This window comes from Vibrio sp. 10N.261.55.A10 (assembly GCF_041470825.1).
GTDB lineage: Bacteria > Pseudomonadota > Gammaproteobacteria > Enterobacterales > Vibrionaceae > Vibrio > Vibrio crassostreae_C.
Window position 1 is genome coordinate 15,916 of the sequence record NZ_JBFRNC010000010.1, and the last position, 18,821, is coordinate 34,736.

Below are 18,821 nucleotides of genomic sequence, written 5' to 3' on the forward strand. Positions count from 1 at the left end.
AAAAGAATACTTAAAAGTAAATGATTTAGGCAGAGCGATTCTAGTGAGGAGATTTTTCAGTCATAACTTTGTATATGAAGAAGCCTCCATAAAACATCATGAGACCCAGAGCCCCAAAGATTACTATCATTGAAGATAGTCCCACCGCATTACCAAATAGGAGATCTAGCCAAAAGTCCATGTGTATACCTCAAAGTTATATGACATGGCTTAGTGTATTAACAAGCATTATCAATTCACTGATCTGGATCAATCCTGTTTCATAAGTTAAATACTTGTTGGTAACTGTGTGTTTTTCGTCACATCATGCTCGTTGTTGTATGTCTTTTGTTCGAACGATTCAAAATCGCAATAAATATGAGAAAAAGCCCTTGCGGATAAATTCAGAACCCGTATTATACGCTCCATCGACAGGCAATGAGCCAGTTAGATATCTCGGTGAATAGCGCAGCTTGGTAGCGCATCTGGTTTGGGACCAGAGGGTCGGGGGTTCGAATCCCTCTTCACCGACCACATTAAAGAAAGCCGTAGCAGAGATGCTACGGCTTTTTTGTATTTGGGATTTCTACATTCTAACTGCATTGACTGTTTATGGTTGAGGGCAGAGAGTTAGGTCTATTGGACAAACTCATTTGTCGCAACGTTGTTCTTAACCCAGATCAAAGCTTGTAAGCGATTCTTCACCTTGATTTTTTTAAACGTGTTGTGAAGGTGTGCTTTGACCGTATTCTCACTGACATAGAGGGTATCTGCTATCTGAGTGTTAGATGCTCCATCACCGAGTAACTTAATGATCTGCTGCTCGCGTTTGGTCAGCTTGAGGTAATGAGGGCTGGTTTTGGCGCATTGTCTGTCTCTATAAAAACGGATGTATTTATAGATCAGCTTTCTGCTCATCCACATCTCGCCTTGCAAAATGCAGTTAAAGCCGGCCACGAGCTTTTCAAGGGTGTCCGACGTATAAAAAATGCCGACAAGATACTGCCATTTAAGCATTTCAGAGTGCGGGAAATCGCCTGGTGTATTGAGTAGCACTTCATGGACATCACTTGCTACGTCATCTCTGAGCTCCTGGTATTTCTCAATGTATTGCTTACTCATTGTCGGGAAATCAATAATAATCAGAACTAAGTCATCGTTTTTTAGGGATTTAGCACTGAGCCTTTCCGGTGATATGAGTTTTATGTTCAGGTTAACTTTCTGTTCTATAGACTCTTTTAGTAGTATCGATTGTAAATTGTTCTCCGCAAGTAAAATGGCGTTATGAACCTCCAGTTTAGCCATGTGGAACTCCTTTTCTTAACTCATTACTTGAACTTTAGGTGTTTTAGTTTAAAGCACGTATTGTTATTTTGCTAATTTTTAAAGCTAATTATTCATCAAATTTATGAAATTAATTTAATAGTATTGTCGAAGGTAAAATAATACTTAAGTAGAAAGAGGGAATTACCGAGATTTATGGTTTTATTTTATTGATTGTACAGTCTTTATGAATTTTCCAGATCCCCTTGTTTGGGTGAAGTTTTATAGTGGCAGGAAACTGATTTATATTAATAATCAACGTTGTAATACCACTATTCGTATTCTGGTTGAAATTAGAGTTGGTGTTCGTACTCAACGTTAATGAAGATGCCACACTGTTATTTATGGTCAGAATAAGACTTTTATTTTTTATCAGGCACTGTACTGAATTTAAATCAGAAGAAAATCCATTAAAATGGAAAGAAATAAATAAAACGGCGATCAACGCCGTTTTAATATATGCACTCTTTATCATATTAATTCTGATAAATTATACCGACATTACCACTTGCGCCATTACCTGAAACGAGAGCAGTATCATAAGAGGTTTGTTCAATCATAAATTGGTTTGAACTGCTGTTTGTTAAGCTAACAATGGCATCTGAATGAGATCCTGTTTGTAACGTGAATACTCGGTTATCGCTACTGCTCACGAGATCGATATCGACATAGTTATCGTCGCCACCACCAACATCGGTGTTGACTATCGTTTGAACATAGTTATTATCGCCGCTGATATCGATGTCTACATCATTATTATCAACACTCGCGTTACTAAACTCGGTATAGGTTGTATTGGAGTTACCAGAGACATTCACATCAGCTTCATTGTAGTCAGCACCACCTAGAGCATTGACGACAGAGATGTTCTCGTTACCCACTTGTGTAACTCGTAAATCATTGCTTCGACCATAAGGTTGAACTGTAATTTGGGCTTGGTTACTAACACCATCTTGATCAACCCAGGCGTTGTTGTTTACATAGCGTAACTTAACGTGAGCTTCATTGAGATTGCCATCTTGTTGAACCACTACGTCAGAGTTATAGCTAGCATGTGTGTCAACTAGTGCAACATGCCCATCAGTAACACCAGACGTGTTCTGGTTAATGGTGACATTGGCATTATCGCCACTGCCCATTTGCCAAACGGCAGTATTATCCATCGCTAAAGGTTGAATACCGGCTACTGTCGATGATATGCCAAGATCGGTTGTTCCTTCTATTGTCCCCAACGCTGGCTCAGAGGCTGGAAAAGGAGCAGGTAAATTATCTGCGTATGCTGCATTAAAGCCCAGAATAGCACCGACTATAATTCCAATTTGTGTAACTTTCATAAGTTGTATCCTTATACATTTCCATGTCGACTATGTTGTTACTTCATCGAGAAGCAACGGTGAATCAAGCTTTCCATACTGCGCGCTAATTGGCTTGATTGATGTGAATTCTCATTGAGCTAGACGCTTTCACTAAAGCAAAGTCGTTGCCGTCTTGAGAAATTCCTAAATTACTTCTTCCAGAACCAACCAAATAAGCAGTATTGCCATTGCCTTTTTGGTCAATGCTCAGCTGACTACTCTGTCTTGAGAAGTTAGCTTGTCCGATAACTGCTAAATTGTTATTCCCGTCTTGGGAAATAAGCGCTTCAGAATTTACTCCGAGTTGCCCAATTGCGGCATCGTTATTTGAACCATTCTGGTCTATTAAGGCGGTATTATTGCGCCCTGTTTGACCAATGTATGCGGAGTTAGAACTTCCGCTTTGCGTTATCTTCGCTCTGTTGTTCGCGGTAATACCAGGACTGCGTTGCTTTATTATTGCTATTGAATCAGTAGCATTAGATATATTTAATTCTGAATAATTATCTAAATCTCCAGAAGAGAAGCTTTCTAAATAATTATAATCATTGACTATATCTTGATTAACATTATGTAAAAAATCCCCTTCTATATCTGACGCGATAGCATTATTAAAACCTCCTGATAAAAAATATAAACAAGTTAAGCTGATAAGTGATGCTTTCCCAATTACCATCATCTTTACCTTAAAGTGTTCGTGATTATGATCCCTACGAAAATAAACTGCGTAGGGAATGAGTGAACCTTTGTCTTATCGAAATCCTAGGCCTTGAATTTACGAACAGCTATAAACTTAAAGTTGAAAATATTTAGTTGTTCATATGAAATTTAATTAGTATTTGACCGAATCCTACCAACCTTAGTTAATCAATTCCCTTCAGTAATTAATTCGAAAGTTTATATATGCCACTGTAAGCATGAATTACGCTTTATTCAGTTTCAACGAATCACATTCTCATTTTGTAAATAGACTTTGAATGGGAGCACATATGAAAATCAAGCTGCTTACAATAACTCTGCTTTCCTTTGCTCTTCATGCAGAAGAAAAGAGTCATGGTCTTGAAAATGCTGCTCCTTTAGAAAATGGACAAAAACTTGAGGACTCGACAAATAATCTTAAGGAAAAATTCAATGACTTCAGTGAAGTCGATGGAATCATTGTGGACAGAACCATTACGCGGTTGGGAGAGGATTTCTATTTTTTCTTCTCGCAATCGCTCAATGATAGTTATCCCGACCTTAAGGAAAATTTGACGGTAAAAGAAAGGCCAACGGCGTTATCAGGAAGCATCATAGAGGTTCAACACTCTAGAAAACCGATCTTCCGTACGGCGTTGTCCCCTGGTCGTAGACAAGCGAAAGAACGCGCTGCCGATGCAACACGAGTGGTTGGGAATTACATCATCCGATGGCAAGCGGAACGGATCTTTCAGGACACTTACGATCTAGACCATGATGAATTTTAAGGAGCCAAGGATGTCGATATGTTTCAGAAAGGCTGTGCTTATTGTGTTGCTCGCTTCGCCTTCGGTTTACTCGAGCGAGTTAGTTTACACGCCCGTAAACCCAAGTTTTGGCGGAAATGCTTTAAACAGCTCTCACCTTTTTAATCACGCTAATGCCATCAATGATTATGAAGACCCAAGTGCAAGGGATATCTTTGATGAGCAAGAATCAGCCTTAGATCGTTTAGCGTCTAGTTTAGAGTCCCGTTTAATTAGCCAATTGCTTGCTGACGTGGGTAATGGAAACACGGGGCAGTTGGAAACTGATGATTTTTTCCTGAATATTGTGGATGATTCCGGGACTTTGTTGGTTCAAATCGTCGATAAAGCGACAGGGGAATCAACAGAAATCAGTGTTTCGGGACTAAACCCAGACCTCTAATCACAAGGATTGTGTTATGAAATCGATCATTATCGTCTTCTTGACCTTTGTGTTGGGAGGGTGCACTTACTCTATGCAAATTCCAGAGACTTCTGAAACGCCAAAACTGATGCCGAGAGGATCGACTTATACCGATCTCATCTCACTACCTCAGCCTCGCGGCAAAATATTGGTCTCAGTTTATGACTTTAGAGATCAAACAGGCCAATACAAGCCTCAGCCAAACAGTAACTTTTCCACAGCAGTGCCACAGGGTGGGACGTCTTTATTGACGACAGCACTTATCGACTCTCAGTGGTTTGTACCTCTGGAGCGTGAAGGGCTCCAAAACTTATTGACTGAACGTAAGATCATTCGAGCGGCTCAGAAAAAAGATAAGGTCGTAAATAATCATGGGGCAGACTTGTCGTCTTTGAGTTCCGCTAACATCGTCATCGAAGGCGGGATTGTGGCTTATGACTCGAATATCGTGACAGGCGGTGCGGGTGCTAAGTATCTTGGGATCGGTGGTTCTGGACAATATAGAACGGATCAAGTCACTGTGAATTTAAGAGCGGTTGACGTTAGAACCGGGCAAGTTCTATTGAGTGTCACCACCACTAAAACTATCTCTTCACACGAGATTGGGTTCGGCGCATTTCGATTTGTTGATTACAAAGAACTGTTGGAAGTTGAAATGGGCTATAGCCAAAATGAACCGGTCAATATTGCTGTGATGTCTGCTATTGATGCCGCGGTGATTCATTTGATTGTGAAAGGAATGAAGCGTGGAATGTGGTCGCCGGGCGATCCGAATGCATTAGAAAATCCGATTATCGCACGTTATTCCGAAGCGAGTACAGACATACTTTAAGCTACCGAGTAAGCAGCAAAATAGGGCTATGCGGAAAACGGACCTTTCCCTTAGCCCTGTTTTTTTCTTCAAGCAACTCAATGATCAATTCACATCACACGTAATATCTTTTATCGGTGTTTCCGAGGTAACAAAACAAACATACGCTTCCGCTGGCTTATTCGGGCCTATTCGAATGTAACCTGCCTTTATTTCATCTTCATCAAACGTCACCGAGTGAGAGCTTCCCGTTTGGTTGTCGTAAAAGTTTGCTTCAAAATTGTTGTTCATTTGGCTTGCGATACGGTTTCGTGTTGTAGATGTTGTGAACGTAATATTGGCGCAGCGCATCGGTGGTTTCTCTGTAATCAAAAACTGTCCGCTTTCTTTATCTAATACACCGCCTTTGGTATCCGGTTGTATGTCTATCGCCTGAAACTGTTCGATGGTGCATGTTTCTTTGGCTGAGGCTATTGAGGGCATCAGCATCGTGAGGGCTAAAGGGAAAGCAAAAAGTACTGGTTTCATTAGAACAACGCCATAGGTAAAAAGAGCGAAAGATAATAGCACTGCAATGGTGCTATTAAATGTAAAGATTCTGTTATTAAGGAAATGCTTTTATAACGAAAACAAAATGAGGTTGAGCATCGTTAGCTTTTTTAGCTAGTCTCAAATTGACATTGGGCTGATTGGCTTTGTGATTGCTGAATGACACTGAAGCCTTTCTTTTCTAATAACTGTATAAGGTTACCTTCTCCAATTAGGTGCAAGGTACCAACTACTATCATGTAGTTCCCTTTAGTCTTAAGCTTCCAATCATTGGAGGATAGTTTGTTTGCCCAGTCTATGTTGCGATCGGTTAAGAATGCTTTCTCAAGTTCAGGCGACATCTCTGACAGTTCTGAGAAGGCTTCCAGCTTCGCTAAATCACCCGCTTTCCAGCTTTCAATCAGGCAATGAACCACGCGATCAGTTTGGTCAAATTCTTCAAGGCTACTGACTAACCACTCTTTACCGTCGTCCTTTTGTTTTGTCATCAGGTCTATTTGGAATTGCAGAGGCTCCAAACTGATAACCGGAACATCTTGGGTAGTCGCTTTGTTCGCTAGCGTCGCATCAACGCCGCTGGCGGAGCCATAACCAAGGTTTTTTAACTGCTGCATTTGTATGGAGAGAGAAGTTGCCCAAGGCGGTGAGCGAAGCAGTTGTTGCGTCGGCATGCCCAATGATTTTGATATGTCGGTTAATAATTGCAGCTGTTCTGTATTGAGTACATCGGCAGTCGTGAGTTTGTTGCGGGGATATACAACGCCATCAGACTTTCTGATATCCGTTTCGATAATTAAGCCATCACTGTTTTTTAGCGCGTCGGTGATCGCCGAAGGAAGGGGGTACATACTCTCGTCTCCAACGTGCACTGAACCTAAGATAGTGAGTGTCAGATCATCCTTTTGTGCTTGCCAATAAAGGGGCTCGGCGACCGCTTGCCTAGCTGAAAAAGCGAGAACGAATAAAACCATGTACCAGAGTGGACGCAAAGGGAGCTCCTTAAGGAAGTATTAAACTCGTTAAAATCGATTTTGACGGTGTTTTTTAACGGTTTTTTTTGAGAACAATGTCACGTTGTTTGTACGAAAAGTATAATAATACGCTGAAACTCTAAATCCTTTCTGACTACCAATGACACGATTTTATGAAATCGGTAAAAAAGATTGTGATTCATTTCTCAAATTTTACGTCAAAATTAAAATGACGGAAGTGCCGTTGCTTGTAACTTGATGATTTTATTTAAATTAAATTTATCAATATTTTTGAGATTTGAAGCCGATCACTTTATTAGCTCGATTTAATTCACGGTAAAAAATAAGCCCATATAGTTTATCTAACTTTCGAAGCGCTCCATTTTGCTTCTTACTCAATTTTTAATTTATGGGTGAATACGATGTTGAAGAGAAACTTACTATCTGTAGCGGTATTGGCTGGCCTAACAGGTTGTGCAGTAACGCAAGCACCAGAACAAAAAGTAGTGAATGCACTGGCTGATAATCTTGATGTTCAGTACGAAATTCTAACTAATCATGGTGCGAATGAAGGCTTGGCTTGTCAGGACCTAGGTGCTGAATGGGCGTCATGTAATAAAGTGAACATGACGCTAACCAATGACGGTGAAGCGATTGACTCTAAAGATTGGAGCATCTACTTCCACAGTATTCGTCTTATTTTAGATGTTGATAATGAGCAATTTAAGATCACTCGCGTTACTGGTGACCTTCACAAGCTAGAACCTACTGAAAAATTTGACGGCTTTGCGGCTGGTGAAGAAGTGGTTCTTCCGTTAACGAGTGAATACTGGCAACTGTTTGAAACTGACTTTATGCCAGGTGCATTCGTGACGGCGCCAAACGCAGAACCTAAGATGATTGCATCATTGAATACAGAAGATGTTGCATCGTTCGTAACTGGTCTAGAGGGTAATAACCTTAAGCGTACGCCTGATGATAATAACGTAATGGCGACAGCGGTGACGCGTTTTGAAAAGAATGCTGATCTAGCAACGCAAGACGTATCAACTACTTTACTACCAACGCCAATGTCGGTAGAAGCCGGTGAAGGTTCAGTTAGCATTGCTGGTGGTATTGCCCTACCTAAAGACGCATTCGACGCTGAGCAATTCGCAGCAATTGAAGAACGTGCAGATGTGGTAAACGTAGATGTGAGTGGCGACCTACCTGTGAGTGTCGCTGTTGTTCCTACTCAGTTTACGGGTGATTTAGCGAAATCTGGCGCTTATGAACTAAGCATCTCGGAAGAGGGGATTGCAATTAAAGCGTTTGATAAAACGGGTGCTTTCTACGCAGTTCAGTCTATTTTTGGCCTAATAGATAGTCAGAACGCTGAATCATTACCACAACTGTCAATTAAAGATGCGCCGCGCTTTGATTATCGTGGTGTGATGGTGGACGTTGCTCGAAACTTCCACTCAAAAGATGCCATCCTAGCAACGCTAGATCAAATGGCGGCATACAAGATGAATAAACTGCACCTTCACCTAACGGATGATGAAGGTTGGCGTTTAGAAATTCCAGGTTTACCAGAGCTAACGGATGTAGGGTCTAATCGTTGTTTTGATTTGGATGAACAAAGCTGCTTACTGCCTCAGCTAGGTTCTGGTCCAACAACAGACAACTTTGGCTCTGGTTTCTTTAGTAAAGCGGATTACGTCGAGATCCTAAGCTACGCTAAAGCGCGCAGCATCGAAGTTATCCCTGAAATTGATATGCCAGCACACGCTCGTTCAGCTGTGGTATCAATGGAAGCGCGTTACACTCGTCTCATGGCGGAAGGCAAAGAAGCAGAAGCGAACGAATACCGCTTGATGGATCCGCAAGATACATCGAATGTAACCACGGTTCAGTTCTACGATAAGCAAAGCTTCATTAACCCATGTATGGAGTCATCAACTCACTTCGTCGATAAAGTAATCTCTGAAGTGGCGGCAATGCACCAAGAAGCGGGCGTACCGCTAACGACTTGGCACTTCGGCGGCGATGAAGCGAAAAACATCAAGTTAGGCGCAGGCTTACAAGATATTAATGCAGAAGATAAAGTGGCTTGGAAAGGCAACATCGATTTGTCTAAGCAAGATAAGCCGTTCCAACAATCACCACAATGTCAGTCATTGATCGCTGATGGTACTGTAAGCGATTTCGGTCATTTACCAAGCCACTTCGCAGAACAGGTTTCTAAGATTGTTGCTGAGAAGGGTATTCCTCATTTCCAAGCATGGCAAGATGGTCTGAAATACAGCGAAGGCGAGGAAGCATTTGCGACCGAAAGTACACGCGTGAACTTCTGGGACGTTCTTTACTGGGGCGGTACGTCATCTGTATACGACTGGTCAGCAAAAGGGTATGACGTAATTGTTTCTAACCCAGACTACGTATACATGGATATGCCATACGAAGTTGATGCAGCTGAGCGCGGTTACTACTGGGCAACACGTGCAACCGATACTCGTAAGATGTTTGGTTTCGCACCAGAAAACATGCCACAAAACGCAGAAACATCATTAGACCGTGATGGTAATGGTTTCTCAGGTAAAGGTCAGGTTGAAGCGAAACCTTTCTACGGTCTGTCAGCTCAACTTTGGTCAGAAACAGTACGTACCGACGAGCAATATGAATACATGGTGTTCCCTCGCGTATTGGCAGCAGCAGAGCGTGCATGGCACCGAGCTGAGTGGGAAAACGACTACAAGGTTGGTGTTGAATACTCTCAAGAAACTAACTTAGTGAATAAGCAAGCGTTGAACAGCGACTTTAATCGCTTCGCGAATATTCTTGGTCAACGTGAGCTAGCTAAGCTAGAAAAAGCGGGTATTGATTACCGACTACCAGTTCCAGGTGCGAAGGTTGTTGACGGTAAGCTAGCGATGAACGTTCAATTCCCAGGTGTAGAGCTGCAATACTCTGCTGATGGCGAAAACTGGTTAACATACGATGAGCAACAACGTCCATCAGTTTCTGGTGAGACTTACATCCGCTCTATTTCAGAAAGTGGTGAGAAAGTAAGTCGAGTGACCTCAGTTAAATAATCGATAAGCACTATTAGTAGAAGAGCTCCTGGCCTTTATCTTATTCAAGATAAAACGGGAGCTCTTTTTGTTTACTGCGAATTAGGTGCATATCCAAAGCTGAAACATATAGAAATCTTCTTTGTTTATATCGTCAACAATGCACATAAGGTGACTTTAATACCAAAAGTGACGCGCTTCTCATTATTCTCTTCAAAAAATAAGTCCCCTGTAAAAAACTCTAAATCAGATGTGATTCAACTATCTAAATCTAATTTTTCTTCGTGAAATAACGTGATCCCGATCTGTATATTTTTCCATCTTGAGTTTTTTATCAATTTTTATGTTTTTAAGTTGTTGATTTTAAAGTTTTAAATAACTTGTCTTTTTTTGATAGTGAGAGGGATCACTCTGCTGCTCCTTTTATTTTGAAACGCAAATTAATTCGAGCAACATAGATTTCATGCCAGGGAGGCGACCAATTACTCAAGCGGTGAAGGTGAATGATATACCGAAGATATGCCGCTGAAAAAATCAAACTAAGGCAGTTTACTATGAAAAAAATTATCGCTCTAAGTGCTCTTTCTCTTGCTTTCGCTTCTAGTGCTTTTGCTGGTTCTTCTTACGTAACAGGTAACATCCAAATTCACGATGACGGCCGTATCCACGGTTCTGACATGACTTCTACGCTAGAAGCTGGCCACACGTTTGACAACTCTCTAGGCGGCTTCACGGTTTACACTGAGTTTGACGGCATCCAACTGGGTGAGCTTGAAGGACTAACTGCTGCTGAAACTGGTGGCTTGCCAACGACTGGTCAAGCGAACGCATTCATCACGGTTGGTGGTGAGCAAGCGTTCAATATCACTGACAACCTATGGGTTGCGGCGGGTTACCAACATGTATTCTCTGCGGGTGAGAGCATTCAATTCCGTCCATTAGTTAAGATCGGTTACAACTTCGATAACGGTATCTCGATTAGCAACCGTACTCGTGCTCACATCGATGATACTTCTGCTGATGCTGATACAGACTACCGCATGGATAACCGCATTGCTTACACAGTGAATGAAGACCTAGCACTTAGCTACAACAACGTTTACATGATTGACGCTGAAGCGATGGACCACGAGCTACGTGCAACATGGACTCGTCAAGGTGTTCAACCTTACTTTGAGTTCCGTAGCCAAGCTAACGGCGTAGATTTCGCAAACGGTGCTTCTAAGCAGAACAACGCATTCGTATTCGGTGCTTCTTACGGCTTCTAAGCTGATTCGCTTGGTTGCTTAGTCTATTAGATTATTAGCCGAGTGAGCTTCTTCGCTAAATAGCTTTTTGCTAAATAGCTTGCTAGCTAATTAGCGAGGGGAACATAGCGGTACTAACAGCCCGGTTGGTGCCGCGACAAGATTTGCTTTACTGTCCAAAAGCAAAGAGCCTAGCAAGTAAACCACAGTCTTGGGTTTACTGAATGCTAGGCTCTATTTTTATGACTTCTTTTTATTGCTGTGTGTTGGTCTGTTTAGGTTCTATTTCCCGTTGTAGTGACGGTATTCAAACACCTGACCTTTTTCATTAAACGCATACACAGAATACTCGTCTTTCTTATCGCCATATTCCATGCCTGGCGAACCCATTGGCATACTCGGAACCGCTAAACCAATCGCATTACGTGGTGGGTTTTCTAGAAAGGCTTTAATGTCATCTGCTGGAATGTGTCCTTCAAATACGTAACCGCCGATCTCTGCAGTGTGGCAAGAGGCTAACTCCTGTGTTACCCCTAGCTTCTGCTTGATTGGGTTCATATCATCGTGGAGCTTCTCAGTAACATCGAACCCAGCATCTCGCATATGTTCTGTCCATTCTGTGCAGCAGCCGCAGTATGGAGATTTGTGGTTTAGAACATCAGTAGCTAAAGCTTGTCCTGAGATTGCAGCGAGTGCAGTAAGAGTCATAATTTTACGAATCATGGTTAACCTCATGAATATGGTTTTTGTTGATATTAGAATGAGTGGGTTTGAACAGTCTTAATCTGTTGGCATTGCTGACTACGGTGATTGATGACATCGCCATCGCAGCGCCTGCAACGACAGGGCTAAGTAAAAATCCAAAGAATGGGTAGAGCACACCAGCCGCAATTGGAATACCAAGTGAATTATAGATAAAGGCACCAAACAGGTTTTGCTTCATGTTTCTCACGGTCGCTTGAGATAGCTCGATCGCGTTGCTTACTGATAATGGCGATGAGTTGAGTAGCGTCATTTGCGCACTTTCAATCGCGACATCACTGCCACTGCCCATTGCTATGCCTATATCTGCTTGAGCAAGTGCAGGCGCGTCGTTAATACCGTCTCCGACCATGGCAACACTCTTATATTGCTGTTGCAGCTGAACAATGTGTTGAGCTTTCTGCTCTGGAAGCACTTCTGAAATCACTTCGTCGATACCGACGTTTTTACCTATCGCTTGAGCTACAGAGTCGTTGTCGCCCGTTAATAGCACAGTGTGAATTCCGGCGGATTTTAGTTGAGCTATCGCCTGTTTGCTATCTATTTTTAACGCGTCTGAAATGCCCAATATGCCTTCCAGTTTTTGGTCAATCGCAATGAAAATAGGCGTCCACGCTTGCGAGCGGCAAAGCTCGATGAAATCCGCGCCAACCTCTGTATTGATACCTAATTGGGTGAGGTACTTAAGCGAGCCAACTTGCACTTTCTTGCCGTTAATTGTTGCTTGAACCCCAAGCCCTCGTTGGTTTTCAAATTCGCTGTGTGGGAGTACTGAAACTTCCAAGCTCTCGGCATATTGGCAAACGGCTTTGGCGAGTGGGTGCTCAGATCCTACTTCCACGGAATAAGCGTAAGCCAGTAATTCCCGTTCCGTTAGATTAGGGTAAAAGGCCTGTTGAACGCTTGGTTTACCTTGGGTTAGGGTACCCGTTTTATCAAATACCACAGCATCGATTTTGCTCGCTGACTGCAACACATCAGCATCTTTGATCAGAACGCCAAACTCAGCCGCTTTGCCGACACCTACTGTAATAGAAAGTGGCGTCGCAAGGCCTAGAGCACACGGACAAGCGATGATCAGCACAGTCGTTGATACGACAAGCATGTAACTTGCACTTGGTTGCGGACCAACAAAGAACCAAACTAAGGCGGCAACGGCTGCGATTGCGACCACAACCGGAACAAAAACGGCTGAGATAGAATCGGCAAGCTTGGCGATTGCTGGTTTACTGCTTTGCGCTTGGCGAACCATTTGAATGATCCGAGCCAGCATGGTGCTTGATCCAATCCCAGTCGCTTCAATAATTAAACTACCATCCCCATTAATAGTGCCCGCAGAAACGCCATCATTTATTGTTTTGACGTTGGGCAGTGGTTCACCGGTCAGCATCGACTCATCGATATAAGATTCACCTGAGACTACGACACCATCAACCGGTACTTTTTCTCCGGGTTTTACTCGTACCTGCATGCCTACCTGAATCGCTTCTACTGCGATGGTTTGTTCTTTGCCATCGACAATAACCACCGCTTTTTGAGGCTGTAAGTTAATCAATGCCTGTAAAGATTTTGTGGTACGCGCTTTGGCTTTGGCCTCGATGTAGTGACCCAAAGAAATAAGGCCAATGATCATCGCGCTCGCCTCAAAGTAGACGTGGCGAGAAGCTTCAGGGAACCACGATGGAATGAGCACAACCAACATTGAATAGAACCATGCTGCGCCTGTACCTAGAGCGACTAAGGTATCCATGGTCGCGCGCTTATGCATGAGAGACTGCCAAGCATTGGTGAAGAAGCTACGACCTGAGGTAGCAAGCAGTATCAAACAAACGACACCAACCAAGCCCCAAGCCAGTTGATCGTTAAATGTGGCAATGGTCATGCTGCCACCGAACACACCCCATGCCATCAGCGGCGCACCGATTACCAACGCGCTTACTGAGTTTCTAAGGAAGGCTTGTTGAGTACGAAGTTGCTGTTCTTGCTGTTGAGTCGCTGCATCGTCGACAAACTCAGCGCCATAACCAGCAGCTTTCACCGATTCTATTAGAGCGTTTTCAATGATGTCTCTTGTTTGAGAGGTGAAAACCAAGGCAGTTTGTTCGGCAAGGTTGATCTGAGCTTGGTCGACAAACTCATTCTTTTTCAGTGCTTTCTCTACCGAAGAGACACAACTCGCACAAGTCATCCCCTCAAGAACAAGGTGATAGGTATATTGGCTAGCTGCGGTTTTATCTTCACTCTTTTTATCTGCTTGTTCGTCTTCTAAATCTGAACTCGATGAAAGGTCATTCGTTTCTGAGTAGGGAGCTGCGTGGTAACCCAGGCTTTCGACCAGCTTAATCACCTCAGACTCAGAAAGCAGAGTAACCAGTGATAATTCCTGTTTGCTGACTTCTAGGTTTAAGGCTTGCTCAGTTTGTTCAAGCGCTTTAGTCAGTTTGCTCACACACTTGCCGCAACTCAGACCGGATAGCGAAAGGTGCAGCTGATTACCCATAGAATAGCCAAGCGTTGCTAACTGTTCGTTGAGTTGAACGTAATTAAATGGAGTCGAAATATCGATGTAGGTCGGCGATATATCATTGATCGTCGTGTTGTCGAGATCAGCAAACAGGGTGCGGACTTTCTTCGCACAACCCATGCAATTTAAGCCGTTGAGCGCGGTTGTGTAGTGGTTCATATCGATACTCCAATTCTCATCTACGCCTAACATAAACCTTCCCGTAAGGGTAAGGTCAAACATAAATTCAAGAATTTGATCTTAGTGGTGCATTAGCTAGTGGATTCAATTTGGGAATGAGAGAGGGGAATAAAGAATGTGCGGCTATAATCTACTTGTTAAGACTATCTATTTACGACTTTAAGGGCGTAATTGGCCTTTCAATAACGGCTTTCGTACAACAACAGTGCATTAATCATTCACTACTGATTGTAGATTTAAGCGGTGGTGATAAAATAGCGCCCAAAATTTAGTGATATTTTTCTGTTACAGGCTTTGTAATGGCGAGCACTAAAAGAATCACCTACATAATCAAGGTATTTAAATGACGGTTAAAACTCGTTTTGCTCCTAGCCCAACTGGCTATCTTCACGTTGGTGGTGCACGTACTGCACTTTACTCTTGGCTATTCGCTAAAAACCAAGGCGGTGAATTCGTTCTACGTATCGAAGACACAGACCTTGAGCGTAACTCTCAAGAAGCGGTTGATGCAATTCTAGAAGGCATGCAATGGATGGGTATGGAATGGGATGGAGGTCCTTACTACCAATCTAAGCGTTTTGACCGTTACAACGAAATGGTTGATAAGCTACTTGCTGAAGACAAAGCATTCAAATGCTACGCGTCTAAAGAACTGCTTGATGAAATTCGTGCAGAGCAAGAAGAAAACAAAGAGATGGCTCGTTACGATGCTAACCACCCTAAAATTATTGCAGCAAACGAAGCAGCAAAAGAAGGTGATGCATGCGTTATCCGTTTCCGTAACCCTAAAGAAGGCAGCGTAGTATTTGATGACCAAATCCGTGGTCGCATTGAAATCGCGAACAGCCAACTTGATGACCTAATCATTCGTCGTACAGACGGTGCACCAACATACAACTTCGTAGTTGTAGTGGATGACTGGGATATGGGTATTACACACGTTGTTCGTGGTGAAGACCACATCAACAACACACCTCGTCAAATCAACATCTATGAAGCACTAGGCGCGCCAGTTCCAACTTTCGCTCACTGTGCAATGATTCTTGGTGATGACGGTGCGAAACTTTCTAAGCGTCACGGTGCTGTTTCTGTAATGCAATACCGCGACGAAGGTTACCTACCAAATGCACTAAACAACTACCTAGTTCGTTTAGGCTGGTCTCACGGTGACCAAGAGATCTTCTCTCAAGAAGAGATGATTGAATTCTTCAGCCTGAAGGCTATCAGCAAGTCTGCTTCTGCATTCAACACTGATAAGCTACTTTGGTTGAACAACCACTACATCAAGACTTCTGAGCCTGAGTACGTTGCTAAATACCTGCAATGGCACCTAGACGCACAGAAGATCGATACAACAAATGGCCCAGCTATCACTGAAGTGATCAAGCTAGTTGGCGAGCGTTGTAACACGCTTATCGAACTTGCTGAGCAATCTCGTTACTTCTACGAAGATTTCTCTGAGTTTGAAGCTGGTGCAGCGAAGAAGCACCTACGTGGTGTTGCTAAAGGCCCACTAGAGCTTGCTCTTGCTAAGGTTGAAGCACTTGAAGATTTCACTACTGCAAACATCAAAGATGGTGTAATTGCAGCTGTATGTGAAGAGCTAGAGATCGGCATGGGTAAAATCGGTATGCCACTTCGTGTAGCAGTAACAGGCGGTGGTCAGTCTCCTTCTGTTGATGCTGTGATGGAGCTTGTTGGTAAAGAGCGCGTAATCGCTCGTATCAAGATGGCTCTTGAGTTCATCGCTGAGCGTGAAGCTAACGCTTAATCCTATTTCTCTTGTTTGAGATAGAATGTACTTGAGATAGAACGATCATCAGCCGACAGCTTAATTCGCTGTCGGCTTTTTATTGTTTAATGAAAATACGGTCAACGTATTTTAGGACGAGACAGTTATAGCAAGTCTTGAGCTTTTGCTAAAACACTGAGTTTTGGGAATATATTTTGGCAGCTGTGCTGGTGGTTCATCGGGTTCATATCTGCAATCGCATCTTCGACAATCACCACGTTATAACCCAGTTCAAATGCTTGTCTAGCCGTTGATTCGACCCCAATACTTGTTGCTACCCCGGTCAGATAAATATCCGTAATACCTTGCTCACAAAGCTGCTTCTGCAAATCTGTGTTGGTAAATGCACCCCAGGAATATTTGGTTAGATAGCGATAATTAGGGTTTAGGCGCAGGCTTTCGATGACCTCTCCCCATACGATCTTTGATGCGTCAGGCTGAGCCGCTTTATTTTGCAGTTCCGTTCGGCCTTGTGGACGACCGGCTACATTAACAATAATTACGGGTAAATCAGCATCATCAAATGCATCGCAGAGAGCAAGGCTATTCTCTATGATCGGTCGGGACACGGTTTCCGGTAATTGATCAACGATACCTTGTTGCAGGTCGATAACGACAAGCGCAGAGCATTTACTCATTTTCATTACTTTATGCCTTAGTGGTCTTTGTGTGAGGTTATAGTGGTTAACTTTTACGGTGTATTAAGCGGGTGTAAAAGCGGATGAAAGCCAGTGCAACCATCATATAAATGAGTAGGTTCAAAGGGGTAGTGACGTCATAAACAGGCACAAGTTGCGTTGCGCTCATGGTAATCATTACTAATAGGTTGCCCCCGAGAACTCGATAGACCATCCACTGATTACCAGCGAACAGGCGATACACCGTAAAGACATTAACAAAGTAAAATGCCATTAATTGCCATACTTCGGTCATCGAAGGTAACAGCAGAACATACTGAATGAGGAACAGTGACCCAAAGGCTAAGTAGCCAATGGTCCAGTGCTTTATCATTTGCCTAGGCATGTTGCTTAATATCAAGGCGCAAATGGCACTGTTAATGATGAACAGACTTCCCGATGATATTGGTAGATATATCCAGACTAGAATTGCTGAGATGAAGCTCATTGTGCCGACTAACGTATTGCTTAATCGTTGCTGGCTGTTGTCAAGTAATCGGGCAAATAAGCGCTTTTTCTTAAAGTTACCCTGGTAGAATTGTTTGACTGTCTCTGGAAAAGGGGGCTTGTAATCGACATTAACCGATGATGCTTCAATAAAAGCCATAGCCTGGTTAAGTATCGAAAAATCATTGTGATCAACCCCTTGATCATGGGCGTTTTGCAGTAACTGTTTGGCAACCCAGATTGCTTGAGTTTGCTGTTGATGCTTCCACTGCTTTCTGGCAGGCATACGGCCATGCAAATCGGGCAGGCGCATCAGATCGTTCAGCGCTTTGAAGGTCGGGCTTTCAATATTTAACTCGCAGCTCGTGTGTAACTGGAAACGCTGCGCTGAGTCATTGTAAGCGAGTGAATGAATGAGGGTAGACATCGCCTCTAAAACAACACTGACTTCGTTGTTAAAGCGTGTGTCATCATCCTCAGGCCAAACCACGCTATAGATGGTCGTATAGACCACGAAGCCAAGCAGGGTTTCTTGCAGCCTTAGTACCGCAATATTAAATGTAGCTACACCATCAAAGCTGCCAGATATCGCCAGCAGGATGCAGACAATAAATGCCGTAATGTAAGCATAGCCGATGACCGGATCGGAACCCATGTATATACAAATTGCGAGTAACAGTGCGATGTTTGCTAAAAAATAATATCGATCTTGCCCAAAAACAGCGATTAACCAAAGCCCGACAAACGCGCCACAAAGCGTCCCCAACAATCTGAGAATGCCTTTTTTCTTGCCAGCAGTAATAGTATCAGTGATGGCCAATATATTGACCACGATAGCCGCCCAGTAAGGCTTCTCAAGGTTAAAATACAACGCAAGGTAGATAGCTAAACAAAATGCTAGGGCAACCTTTATGGCATTCTTGGCTGGAGTGCTCAGTGACTTTATAATGAGTAGCATAGTGGGGTTTAGCGGCAGAGGGATCGAATACGAGGATATTGCCTGATCTTTTGGTCAGCCTAAACTCTAGTTTGAAGGCCTTGATCCATCAAATATAGCAACTCTATTGCATCGTTTAACATTCAGGGGAAGGGGGGCGATCAGTCACTCTACTTATACGATATTGTTCGATGCTGATAATGATCGATAGATCTTCTAATAGTTAATAGCGATAGAACATCAGGTTTATCGTTCTTCTAAGCTGGCTAGTTGTTCCGATTATTTTAGGTTCATCGCGGCTTTCCG

Annotated in this window: 16 protein-coding genes and 1 tRNA gene; 7 read left to right on the forward strand and 10 right to left on the reverse strand. The window is 43.0% G+C overall.

From position 1 onward, the window contains the following. Positions 1-40: 40 nt before the first annotated feature. Positions 41-181 carry a DUF3149 domain-containing protein gene (locus tag AB4274_RS02975; protein WP_017062321.1) on the reverse strand — a complete coding sequence of 47 codons (141 nt, stop codon included), beginning with the start codon at positions 179-181 and terminating at the stop codon, positions 41-43. 255 nt (positions 182-436) lie between these two features. On the opposite strand from AB4274_RS02975, the gene AB4274_RS02980 reads away from it, so the two are divergent. Then, positions 437-513: transfer RNA gene (locus AB4274_RS02980), tRNA-Pro, on the forward strand. A gap of 102 nt (positions 514-615) precedes the next feature. Here AB4274_RS02980 and AB4274_RS02985 read toward each other — a convergent pair. The 3 genes from AB4274_RS02985 to AB4274_RS02995 form a co-directional block, all read right to left on the reverse strand. Continuing rightward, positions 616-1,284, reverse strand: a complete 669-nt coding sequence (locus AB4274_RS02985) for a LuxR C-terminal-related transcriptional regulator (protein ID WP_372110934.1) — start codon at positions 1,282-1,284, stop codon at positions 616-618. A gap of 494 nt (positions 1,285-1,778) precedes the next feature. Then, positions 1,779-2,636, reverse strand: coding sequence for a curlin (locus AB4274_RS02990; protein WP_102428680.1), 858 nt, complete (start codon positions 2,634-2,636; stop codon positions 1,779-1,781). Between the two features lie 85 nt (positions 2,637-2,721). After that, positions 2,722-3,333 carry a hypothetical protein gene (locus tag AB4274_RS02995; protein ID WP_017064156.1) on the reverse strand — a complete coding sequence of 204 codons (612 nt, stop codon included), beginning with the start codon at positions 3,331-3,333 and terminating at the stop codon, positions 2,722-2,724. 313 nt (positions 3,334-3,646) lie between these two features. Between AB4274_RS02995 and AB4274_RS03000 the strand changes: the two genes are divergently transcribed. The 3 genes from AB4274_RS03000 to AB4274_RS03010 are packed head-to-tail and all read left to right on the forward strand — an operon-like array spanning position 3,647 to position 5,397. Then, positions 3,647-4,123 (forward strand): curli production assembly/transport protein CsgE, encoded by a 477-nt coding sequence (locus AB4274_RS03000; protein ID WP_017064155.1) that lies wholly within the window; start codon positions 3,647-3,649, stop codon positions 4,121-4,123. Positions 4,124-4,133: 10 nt separating this feature from the next. Beyond that, positions 4,134-4,544 carry a curli assembly protein CsgF gene (locus AB4274_RS03005; RefSeq protein WP_372110936.1) on the forward strand — a complete coding sequence of 137 codons (411 nt, stop codon included), beginning with the start codon at positions 4,134-4,136 and terminating at the stop codon, positions 4,542-4,544. Between the two features lie 16 nt (positions 4,545-4,560). Beyond that, positions 4,561-5,397, forward strand: coding sequence for a CsgG/HfaB family protein (locus AB4274_RS03010; protein WP_050646260.1), 837 nt, complete (start codon positions 4,561-4,563; stop codon positions 5,395-5,397). An 84-nt stretch (positions 5,398-5,481) separates the two neighbouring features. Here AB4274_RS03010 and AB4274_RS03015 read toward each other — a convergent pair whose 3' ends face one another. Further along, the gene (locus AB4274_RS03015) at positions 5,482-5,904 is read right to left on the reverse strand and encodes a hypothetical protein (protein ID WP_102321503.1); all 423 of its coding nucleotides are present in this window, start codon (positions 5,902-5,904) and stop codon (positions 5,482-5,484) included. Between the two features lie 131 nt (positions 5,905-6,035). Next, entirely contained in the window at positions 6,036-6,914 is an 879-nt protein-coding gene (locus AB4274_RS03020) for a TraB/GumN family protein (RefSeq protein WP_029235194.1), read from the reverse strand. A gap of 404 nt (positions 6,915-7,318) precedes the next feature. On the opposite strand from AB4274_RS03020, the gene AB4274_RS03025 reads away from it, so the two are divergent. Both AB4274_RS03025 and AB4274_RS03030 read left to right on the forward strand, forming a co-directional pair. Beyond that, positions 7,319-9,970: a beta-N-acetylhexosaminidase gene (locus tag AB4274_RS03025; protein WP_372110939.1), complete on the forward strand. Its 2,652-nt coding sequence runs from the start codon at positions 7,319-7,321 to the stop codon at positions 9,968-9,970. Positions 9,971-10,503: 533 nt separating this feature from the next. After that, the gene (locus tag AB4274_RS03030) at positions 10,504-11,217 is read left to right on the forward strand and encodes an oligogalacturonate-specific porin KdgM family protein (RefSeq protein WP_105059144.1); all 714 of its coding nucleotides are present in this window, start codon (positions 10,504-10,506) and stop codon (positions 11,215-11,217) included. 261 nt (positions 11,218-11,478) lie between these two features. Here the strand turns inward: AB4274_RS03030 and AB4274_RS03035 are convergent, their stop codons facing one another. Next, positions 11,479-11,919 (reverse strand): DUF411 domain-containing protein, encoded by a 441-nt coding sequence (locus tag AB4274_RS03035; RefSeq protein ID WP_372110942.1) that lies wholly within the window; start codon positions 11,917-11,919, stop codon positions 11,479-11,481. Next, the gene (locus tag AB4274_RS03040) at positions 11,909-14,704 is read right to left on the reverse strand and encodes a copper-translocating P-type ATPase (protein WP_372110945.1); all 2,796 of its coding nucleotides are present in this window, start codon (positions 14,702-14,704) and stop codon (positions 11,909-11,911) included. Before AB4274_RS03040 ends, AB4274_RS03035 begins: the two co-directional genes overlap by 11 nt. A gap of 301 nt (positions 14,705-15,005) precedes the next feature. Here AB4274_RS03040 and gltX point away from each other — a divergent pair, with 301 nt between their 5' ends. After that, a complete protein-coding gene (gene gltX, locus AB4274_RS03045) occupies positions 15,006-16,433 on the forward strand; it encodes a glutamate--tRNA ligase (protein WP_372110947.1) in 1,428 nt (475 codons plus the stop codon). 125 nt (positions 16,434-16,558) lie between these two features. Here the strand turns inward: gltX and AB4274_RS03050 are convergent, their stop codons facing one another. Continuing rightward, positions 16,559-17,098, reverse strand: coding sequence for an isochorismatase family cysteine hydrolase (locus tag AB4274_RS03050; RefSeq protein ID WP_017060533.1), 540 nt, complete (start codon positions 17,096-17,098; stop codon positions 16,559-16,561). A 40-nt stretch (positions 17,099-17,138) separates the two neighbouring features. After that, on the reverse strand, positions 17,139-18,536 hold the full coding sequence (locus AB4274_RS03055) for an FUSC family protein (RefSeq protein ID WP_372074740.1): 1,398 nt from the start codon (positions 18,534-18,536) through the stop codon (positions 17,139-17,141). Positions 18,537-18,821 lie beyond the last annotated feature (285 nt).

What these genes read in the sequence shown, in the direction of transcription:
- AB4274_RS03040 (WP_372110945.1), bottom strand. Translation starts at nt 14,704, where the DNA reads ATGTTTGACCTTACCCTTACGGGAAGGTTTATGTTAGGCGTAGATGAG.
- AB4274_RS02990 (WP_102428680.1), bottom strand. Translation starts at nt 2,636, where the DNA reads ATGAAAGTTACACAAATTGGAATTATAGTCGGTGCTATTCTGGGCTTT.
- AB4274_RS03025 (WP_372110939.1), top strand. Translation starts at nt 7,319, where the DNA reads ATGTTGAAGAGAAACTTACTATCTGTAGCGGTATTGGCTGGCCTAACA.
- gltX (WP_372110947.1), top strand. Translation starts at nt 15,006, where the DNA reads ATGACGGTTAAAACTCGTTTTGCTCCTAGCCCAACTGGCTATCTTCAC.
- AB4274_RS03030 (WP_105059144.1), top strand. Translation starts at nt 10,504, where the DNA reads ATGAAAAAAATTATCGCTCTAAGTGCTCTTTCTCTTGCTTTCGCTTCT.
- AB4274_RS03010 (WP_050646260.1), top strand. Translation starts at nt 4,561, where the DNA reads ATGAAATCGATCATTATCGTCTTCTTGACCTTTGTGTTGGGAGGGTGC.
- AB4274_RS03005 (WP_372110936.1), top strand. Translation starts at nt 4,134, where the DNA reads ATGTCGATATGTTTCAGAAAGGCTGTGCTTATTGTGTTGCTCGCTTCG.
- AB4274_RS03015 (WP_102321503.1), bottom strand. Translation starts at nt 5,904, where the DNA reads ATGAAACCAGTACTTTTTGCTTTCCCTTTAGCCCTCACGATGCTGATG.
- AB4274_RS03050 (WP_017060533.1), bottom strand. Translation starts at nt 17,098, where the DNA reads ATGAAAATGAGTAAATGCTCTGCGCTTGTCGTTATCGACCTGCAACAA.
- AB4274_RS03000 (WP_017064155.1), top strand. Translation starts at nt 3,647, where the DNA reads ATGAAAATCAAGCTGCTTACAATAACTCTGCTTTCCTTTGCTCTTCAT.
- AB4274_RS02975 (WP_017062321.1), bottom strand. Translation starts at nt 181, where the DNA reads ATGGACTTTTGGCTAGATCTCCTATTTGGTAATGCGGTGGGACTATCT.
- AB4274_RS02995 (WP_017064156.1), bottom strand. Translation starts at nt 3,333, where the DNA reads ATGGTAATTGGGAAAGCATCACTTATCAGCTTAACTTGTTTATATTTT.
- AB4274_RS02985 (WP_372110934.1), bottom strand. Translation starts at nt 1,284, where the DNA reads ATGGCTAAACTGGAGGTTCATAACGCCATTTTACTTGCGGAGAACAAT.
- AB4274_RS03035 (WP_372110942.1), bottom strand. Translation starts at nt 11,919, where the DNA reads ATGATTCGTAAAATTATGACTCTTACTGCACTCGCTGCAATCTCAGGA.
- AB4274_RS03055 (WP_372074740.1), bottom strand. Translation starts at nt 18,536, where the DNA reads ATGCTACTCATTATAAAGTCACTGAGCACTCCAGCCAAGAATGCCATA.